The organism is Umbribacter vaginalis (genome assembly GCA_001552935.1).
GTDB classification, from domain to species: Bacteria; Actinomycetota; Coriobacteriia; order Coriobacteriales; family Eggerthellaceae; genus Berryella; species Berryella vaginalis.
Genome location: KQ959693.1, coordinates 1 through 1,393 on the forward strand (window position 1 = coordinate 1; position 1,393 = coordinate 1,393).

Sequence of the window (1,393 nt, forward strand, 5' to 3'; positions counted from 1 at the left end):
CAATAAGGTGTTCCTCTTTCATTTTAAAAAGAATAGCTTTCTTTAGATCCTCATCTTTGAATTGAATGGTTTCCATGGTTCACTCCTTAAAACGGGTTTTCTTCTAAAACACGCTGCAAATGGCGTGCCAGGTGAAGCTTTTTAGAAAAATCACCTAATGAACGTATACGATCTTCCCAGTAATGCGCATCTTCATCATCGTGTTCATTCATAGCTTCATGTTTGAACTTTGTGCATTGCTTGCGCACATCAGAGCAGATAAGAGATAAGTCACGTGTTTGCAGCACGGTTGGTAAGTAGAGCGAAATAAATAGCTTATGCAGAGCGTGTGCGATGCATTGACGAATACGCTCACGAGTAACACCAAATTCCTCGCCGATTTCTTCAAGGGAGCGCTCTCCTTTGCCATCTAAGCCAAAACGCTTGATGATACACGTTGATTGACGTGGCGACAGTTCAGCTATTGCAGATGGCAGTGCAGACGCAAAGGCGTACTGCGTATACTCATCGGCAAGCGTACGCTTAAAGACATCTTCACTTACCTGCACATCTGCGCCTGTATCAGTGATAATTACACGCAAAATGCTTTTAACAAGTTCAAACTCTCCAGCACTTAAAATCTTTGTTTGTTCGGTTTTGTCTTGATCAAACATTGCTATCTTTTCTCCTTAAAAACGATATGGAAGAATCGTTTTCTCACGTTCCATCACTCCTGCGCACACAAGGTACTATTTTCAGTTATTCCCACATTTCTCCTGTTCATCTTCTAATAGTTGTTTTCTAAGAGCAGCAAGCCTGTCAGATGCTTCTTGAATACGAGCAAGAATTTCACCATCAGGTTGATGGTTTTTCATTGCTTGAAAGCGTTCATGCTGTAGCTCTACAAACTCAGCATTAAGCTTGGCGTATTCAGGCGATTGGCTCTTTAAACGAGATTCGATTTCCAAAGATGCATCGCGAATTTGGTGAACTGGTTGCATGTAGAAGCGCAATCCGCATGGTTCAGTTAAAAACTTCTCAAGCGTCATCACATACCGTGGTGTGTCGTGTTCGTCTTTATACCGAGCAAGGTACTTTCTATACCCATCTTCAATGCGCGCTGGTGTATAGCCGTGTTTGAGTAATGTGACATATGGATCATACAGAGCAGTGAGTGTTGAACGCTTATTAAGCGCTAGCGCCATTAAGTTTTTTAAACTCTTCTCAATTTTGTCATCCGATCCACTGTTACGAGATACGTCAACCTTACTTCTAGTGGATGGATATTTATTATCTTCTTTATTATATACTTTATTATAGGGGGCACTTTTGCTGGGATTGACCTGCGATAACTCATTGTTGATTTTCTCATTTTGAGAAAAATTTTTCTCATTTTGAGAATTTTCTTTCTCAT

At 40.6% G+C, this 1,393-nt stretch carries 1 protein-coding gene and 1 pseudogene; both read right to left on the reverse strand.

Annotated elements, in window-relative coordinates:
• Positions 1-86 precede the first annotated feature (86 nt).
• Positions 87-653 carry a sigma factor-like helix-turn-helix DNA-binding protein gene (locus HMPREF3190_RS04530; RefSeq protein WP_066780815.1) on the reverse strand — a complete coding sequence of 189 codons (567 nt, stop codon included), beginning with the start codon at positions 651-653 and terminating at the stop codon, positions 87-89.
• A gap of 81 nt (positions 654-734) precedes the next feature.
• Positions 735-1,393, reverse strand: a pseudogene (locus HMPREF3190_RS07630) (hypothetical protein); the annotation flags it as partial.

Excerpts from the sequence above, each read along its gene's own strand:
- HMPREF3190_RS04530 (WP_066780815.1), bottom strand. The coding sequence starts at position 653 with ATGTTTGATCAAGACAAAACCGAACAAACAAAGATTTTAAGTGCTGGA.